A 6,111-nucleotide genomic window follows, 5' to 3' on the forward strand; every position below is an offset into this window, starting at 1 on the left:
AAGGAACAGTGTGAAGTGATATATTTGCCTCGTACGGAAGATATATCAACCACAGAAATTAAGAAAATGTTAGCGTCACTGAATAAGTCTGAGCTTGAGAACATGGAAAGCTCTTTGCACTCTGTGATAGAAATTGCTAAGACCATGTCAAATAAATAGCCAAAATGGAACTCAAGAGAATCATATGTTAAATAAAAAAACAGTCCTCATCACCGGCGGCACCGGATCGTTCGGTAAGCAGTTCATCCAGACCATTCTTGTTCGTTATCCTGATATAAAGAAAATCATTATCTATTCGCGTGACGAGCTAAAGCAATTTGAGCTCAAACAGCTGTATCCGCAAAGTGAGTACCCACAACTACGCTTTTTCATCGGTGATGTGCGCGACAGAGTGCGCATGGTGCAAGCGTGTGAAGAGGTGGATGTGATCATCCACGCGGCGGCGATCAAGCAGGTTGATACCGCGGAGTACAACCCAACGGAATGCATTCGCACTAACATTGATGGCGCGGAGAACGTGATTAATGCGGCATTGAAGTGTGGAGTGAACAATGTCGTTGCACTTTCGACTGACAAAGCCTGTGCGCCGATNCGCGGAGTACAACCCAACGGAATGCATTCGCACTAACATTGATGGCGCGGAGAACGTGATTAATGCGGCATTGAAGTGTGGAGTGAACAATGTCGTTGCACTTTCGACTGACAAAGCCTGTGCGCCGATAAACCTCTATGGCGCGACCAAGCTTGCATCAGACAAGCTGTTTACGGCGGCAAACAACATTAAAGGCTCCCGTGACCTGAAATTCAGTGTGGTGCGCTATGGCAACGTCATGGGCTCTCGCGGCTCAGTGATCCCGTTCTTTTTGAATAAGCGCCATGAGGGTGTGCTACCGATCACCCATGAAGACATGACCCGCTTTAATATCTCGCTACAAGATGGGGTCGATATGGTGATGTACGCACTGGAAAATCACCTGGGCGGTGAAATCTTTGTCCCTAAGATCCCAAGTTACAAGATCTTAGATGTAGCAAAAGCTGTTGCGCCTGATTGTGAGGTTAAAGTCATTGGTGTTCGCCCTGGCGAAAAGCTGCACGAAGAAATGATCACCGATACCGACTCGCTCAATACCATTGATCTTGGTCATTACTACGCAATTTTACCGTCTGTGTCTTACACGCACACAGAGCAAGAGTACATGACGCACCATAAAGCGGAGAAAGTGCCGTTTGGATTTAAATATAACTCAGGCACCAACGATCAATGGGAAAGCGTTGACAGCTTACGTGAGAAGATAAAGCAATATATTGATCCTAATTTTACGGTGGCCACGCAACAATGATCCCCTACGGCAAGCAAGACATCACGCAAGACGACATTGATGCAGTGGTTGACGTGCTGCATTCGGATTTTCTTACCCAGGGGCCAAAGGTCCCTGCGTTCGAGCAAGCTATTGCTGAGTACACCGGTGCCAAGCACGCGCTTGCCGTCAATAGCGCGACGTCCGCCCTCCACATTGCCTGTCTGGCCCTTGGGCTTGGCGAGGGCGATCGACTATGGACCACGCCGATTACGTTCGTCGCTTCAGCCAACTGCGGGCGTTATTGCGGGGCGGAGGTGGATTTTGTCGATATCGACCCAACCACCTACAACCTGTGCCCTAAACAACTTGAAGTAAAACTCAAGCATGCAAAAGTCACTGGCACTTTGCCGAAAGTGGTGGTTGCCGTGCATTTGTGTGGTCAGTCTTGTGACATGCAAGCGATAGGGCAATTAGCCGACGAGTATGGCTTTAAAGTGATAGAAGATGCCTCCCATGCTATCGGGGGCAAATATCAGAATAAGCCAATCGGTTGTGGGCAGTATTCMGATATTACCGTRTTCAGCTTTCACCCGGTTAAGATTGTGACGACGGCAGAGGGTGGCGTGGCGGTAACCAATGACGACGCCTTGGCCACGTCGATGGCGCTGTATCGCAGTCATGGGGTGACACGCGATCCTTCGTTGATGGAAGGTGACAGCCACGGCGACTGGTATTATCAGCAAGTGGCGCTCGGTTATAATTATCGGATGACAGAGCTGCAAGCCGCACTCGGGCTAAGCCAAATGCAGCGCGTAGATCAGTTTGTCAGTGCGCGTCACCGCCTTGCCGCTCGCTATAACGAAAAATTGCAAGATTTACCCCTAGTATTGCCTTATCAATTAACCGATACCTATTCAGGCTTGCACCTTTATGTCATTCGTCTTCAATTGGCGAAGCTGTCAAAGACCCACAAGCAAGTCTTTGATGCGTTGCGGCAACACGGCATCGGTGTGAACGTGCACTATATTCCTGTCCACACACAGCCTTATTATCAAAAACTTGGCTTTGGGATAGGTGATTACCCACATGCCGAACAATACTACCAAGAAGCCATCTCGTTACCGATGTTTCATGCTATGACCGATGAGCAGCAAGACACGGTGATTGATGTTTTAGCAGCGATACTGACGGAGTAACATGAATATAGCGATTATTCCTGCGCGCGGCGGCAGTAAACGGATACCACGAAAAAACATTAAGCCCTTTCATGGTAAGCCGATGATTGCTTATTCGATTGACGCGGCGATCGCCTCGGGCTGCTTTGATAAGGTGATTGTGTCAACAGACGATCAGCATATTGCCGATGTTGCGAAGCAATACGGCGCAGAGGTGCCATTTTTGCGTCCTGCAGACATTGCCGATGATTATGCCACCACCATGGATGTGATGGCCCATGCGATTCAGTGGTGCCAAGATGCAGATTTTAATATTGAAGCTGTGTGCTGCTTATATGCCACTGCGCCGTTTGTTCAGGCTGACGATCTCAAGGCTGGCTATCAGTTGCTAGCTAATGAAAACGTCCAGTTTGCCTTTAGTGCCACGTCCTTTCCGTTTCCCATCCAGCGTGCAATTAAATTAGATGCAAACGGTGCTGTGTCTATGTTCTCGCCAGAGCAGGAGCAAGTGAGATCACAAGATCTGGAAGAGGCGTATCACGACGCAGGGCAGTTCTATTGGGGCAAAGCCAGTGCGTTTCTCAACAAGCTGTCAATTTTCTCACCGCATTCTAAGGCTGTGCTTTTACCGCGTCATCGTGTCCAAGATATCGACACCCCCGAAGACTGGGATATCGCCGAGTCGCTATTTTCAGCCTTAACACTTGCGAACAAGTAGCGTGGCAAGAATCATGAAAGTTGTATTTCGCGTTGATGCATCGGTTTGGATTGGCAGTGGGCACGTGATGCGGTGTTTGGTCCTCGCCGATGAGTTAGTGAGCCATAGTCATGATGTGAGCTTTGCGTGTTTACCGTTAGAAGGCGATATGCGTGCATTTATCGGCGAGCGGGGTTTTAACGTCATCACGTTGACGGCACCCGAACAAGTCGTGAAACCGGCGCACGATGCTGACTACGCCGCATGGCTGCCAAAGCCCATCCCCGACGATGCGCACGATTTTATTCATCACGTGCATGATGCAGATGTGGTTGTGACCGACCACTATGCGATTGAAAAACAGTGGCATGAAATCGTTCGCGCGAGGGTTAACTGTAAAATTGTCGCCATTGATGATCTTGTGCGCACCCATTGCGCGGATGTGATTATTGATCAAACGTTGGGGCGTCAAGCATCAGATTATCAGGCAGCGGGCGCTAACGTGCTCGCAGGCAGTGATTATGCGTTATTGTCGCGCTCGTTTTCCCGTCAAAGAGAGTGTGCGCTATCTCGAACATTGGCGCGTCATGATCCCCGCGTACTTGTCTCAATGGGCGGCGTCGATGCCCCTAACGCCACGCTCAACGTGCTAGAGGCGCTATACCCTCACGTCAATGCAACGTTTACGGTSTTRYTMTCRCCAAGAGCGCCGCATTATCATGAGGTAAAACAGTGGTGCTCAAATCRTGACAATGTCAACCATGTAGAYTTTGTGGCTGATATGGCCAGTCTAATGATGAGCCATGATATCGCTATCGGCGCACCAGGCACAACAAGCTGGGAGCGGGCATGCTTAGGACTGCCCAATATCCTKGTTCCCTTGGCTGATAACCAAAAGATGGTTTGTCAGCAACTGGTGAAGCACAATGCGGCGATAAAAGTGACGCTCGATGAGATGCCAACTCGCCTACTGCACGCGTACCAAACCACCTTGAATCGGTGGGAGGCGCTGAAGGCCGCTAACCTAGCATTGTGTGATGGGCGTGGTGTAAAAAGAGTGGTATTTGAACTCGAACAACTGTGTCGTGATAACGTGAATAGCTATCGCCTTGAGCGTGCGTCTAGTCAACAAGATATTGAGTTAGTTTATCAGTGGCAATGTCATCCTAACACCAGAAAATATGCGCTTAATCCCAGTACGCCCACCTGGGAGCAGCATTACGCATGGATGTCGGCAAAACTCGACGCTATCAACGATTACTTTTATATGATTGTTGAACGGTATAGCGGAAAAAAAATGGGCGCTATACGCCTAGACCGACTGCGCGCCGAGCATTATCTTGTGTCAATTTTCGTTGATCCAACCCGTTATGGGAAGGGAATTGGCGCGCAAGCGTTAGCACTTATTGACCTAATACACCCCGATGTCACCGTGCATGCCACCGTCTTGAAAGAAAATATCCCATCGCAACGGCTTTTCCAAAAAGCCTGTTATCAACAAGCCGATGAAGAAACTTACATTCGACACCCCATTCAGTGAGGCCATTGTGAATCCATTTATGACCATAGACGGCCGGAAAATCGGCCCAGATCATCCGCCTTATATTATTGCAGAGCTGTCCGCGAACCATAATGGTGATATCAACCGCGCCTTTCAAATCATGGAAGAAGCGAAAAAAGCCGGTGCCGATGCGATAAAACTGCAAACCTATACGCATGACACCATTACCCTGGACTGTGACAGTGAMGATTTTCAAATTCATGGCGGTCTTTGGGATGGACAAACCTTGTATGAACTTTACAAAGGTGCACACATGCCGTGGGAATGGCATAAGCCACTGTTTGAGAAAGCCAAAGAGTTGGRTATCACRATTTTCAGCTCTCCCTTTGATTTTACCGCCGTAGATTTATTGGAAGAGCTGGATGCRCCGGCCTATAAAATTGCGTCTTTYGAAGTGATTGATTTACCGCTCATYAAGCGGGTCGCGCAAACGGGCAAACCCATGATTATCTCCACAGGGATGGCGAATGAACAAGAAATTGCTGATGCAATTAAAACAGCGAAAGACAATGGGTGCCAAGAGTTAGTGGTGCTGCANCGTAGATTTATTGGAAGAGCTGGATGCACCGGCCTATAAAATTGCGTCTTTCGAAGTGATTGATTTACCGCTCATTAAGCGGGTCGCGCAAACGGGCAAACCCATGATTATCTCCACAGGGATGGCGAATGAACAAGAAATTGCTGATGCAATTAAAACAGCGAAAGACAATGGGTGCCAAGAGTTAGTGGTGCTGCATTGTGTGAGTGGTTATCCCGCCCCGGCAGAGCAATATAATCTACGCACCATCGCGGATATGGCTGAGCGCTTTAACGTACTGTCTGGCCTATCCGACCATACCATTGACAATGCAACAGCRGTCACTTCTGTCGCATTGGGCGCTTGTTTAATCGAAAAGCATGTCACGTTAGATCGTAACGGTGGAGGCGCCGATGATAGCTTCTCGTTGGAGCCAGCTGAACTCGCAGCTCTTTGCCGAGATACCAAAACAGCCTGGCAAGCMTTRGGWAAAGTKAAYTATGAACGGACTGAAGCTGAAAAAGGCAATGTRAAATTCCGTCGYTCGTTRTATATCGTAAAAGATATTAAGGCGGRTGAAATATTGACGGAGCAACATGTTAGAAGTATTCGGCCGGGGTTTGGKTTRGCGCCGAARYATCTMGAGGCCGTGATTGGAAAAAAAGCTAACKYTGATATAGCCTTTGGTACKCCGCTTAGTTGGGATATGATTTCAAAYCCTGATATTGAAATCTAGCTATGCAATAACCGGTGGAAMAGAGCTAAGCGCCATATCAAWCAATATGGCGCTTTAAAAATAGTTATGATGAGTTATGTATGAATGTATTCTTAGTGACATCACCTTTCCAATATCTTTGTGC

At 48.3% G+C, this 6,111-nt stretch carries 3 protein-coding genes and 4 pseudogenes; all 7 read left to right on the forward strand.

The features are described 5' to 3' along the window. Positions 1–184: 184 nt before the first annotated feature. Positions 185–577 (forward strand): annotated as a pseudogene (locus tag BZG77_RS15140) (polysaccharide biosynthesis protein); the annotation flags it as partial. Positions 578–593: 16 nt separating this feature from the next. After that, positions 594–1,340, forward strand: a pseudogene (locus BZG77_RS15145) (polysaccharide biosynthesis protein); the annotation flags it as partial. Beyond that, on the forward strand, positions 1,337–2,497 hold the full coding sequence (pseC, locus tag BZG77_RS14185) for a UDP-4-amino-4,6-dideoxy-N-acetyl-beta-L-altrosamine transaminase (protein ID WP_077647709.1): 1,161 nt from the start codon (positions 1,337–1,339) through the stop codon (positions 2,495–2,497). The pseudogene BZG77_RS15145 and the gene pseC, both read left to right, overlap by 4 nt. Position 2,498: 1 nt before the next feature. Continuing rightward, complete coding sequence (pseF, locus tag BZG77_RS14190; RefSeq protein ID WP_077647710.1) at positions 2,499–3,194, forward strand: pseudaminic acid cytidylyltransferase; 696 nt, start codon at positions 2,499–2,501, stop codon at positions 3,192–3,194. A 13-nt stretch (positions 3,195–3,207) separates the two neighbouring features. Next, positions 3,208–4,713 (forward strand): UDP-2,4-diacetamido-2,4,6-trideoxy-beta-L-altropyranose hydrolase, encoded by a 1,506-nt coding sequence (gene pseG, locus BZG77_RS14195; protein WP_077647711.1) that lies wholly within the window; start codon positions 3,208–3,210, stop codon positions 4,711–4,713. A 19-nt stretch (positions 4,714–4,732) separates the two neighbouring features. Then, positions 4,733–5,074, forward strand: a pseudogene (locus BZG77_RS15270) (N-acetylneuraminate synthase family protein); the annotation flags it as partial. A 199-nt stretch (positions 5,075–5,273) separates the two neighbouring features. Then, positions 5,274–5,987: pseudogene (locus BZG77_RS14205) on the forward strand (N-acetylneuraminate synthase family protein); the annotation flags it as partial. Between the last annotated feature and the right edge of the window lie 124 nt (positions 5,988–6,111).

The organism is Salinivibrio sp. IB643, assembly GCF_001996105.1.
GTDB lineage: Bacteria > Pseudomonadota > Gammaproteobacteria > Enterobacterales > Vibrionaceae > Salinivibrio > Salinivibrio costicola.

Excerpts from the sequence above, each read along its gene's own strand:
- pseF (WP_077647710.1), top strand. The coding sequence starts at position 2,499 with ATGAATATAGCGATTATTCCTGCGCGCGGCGGCAGTAAACGGATACCA.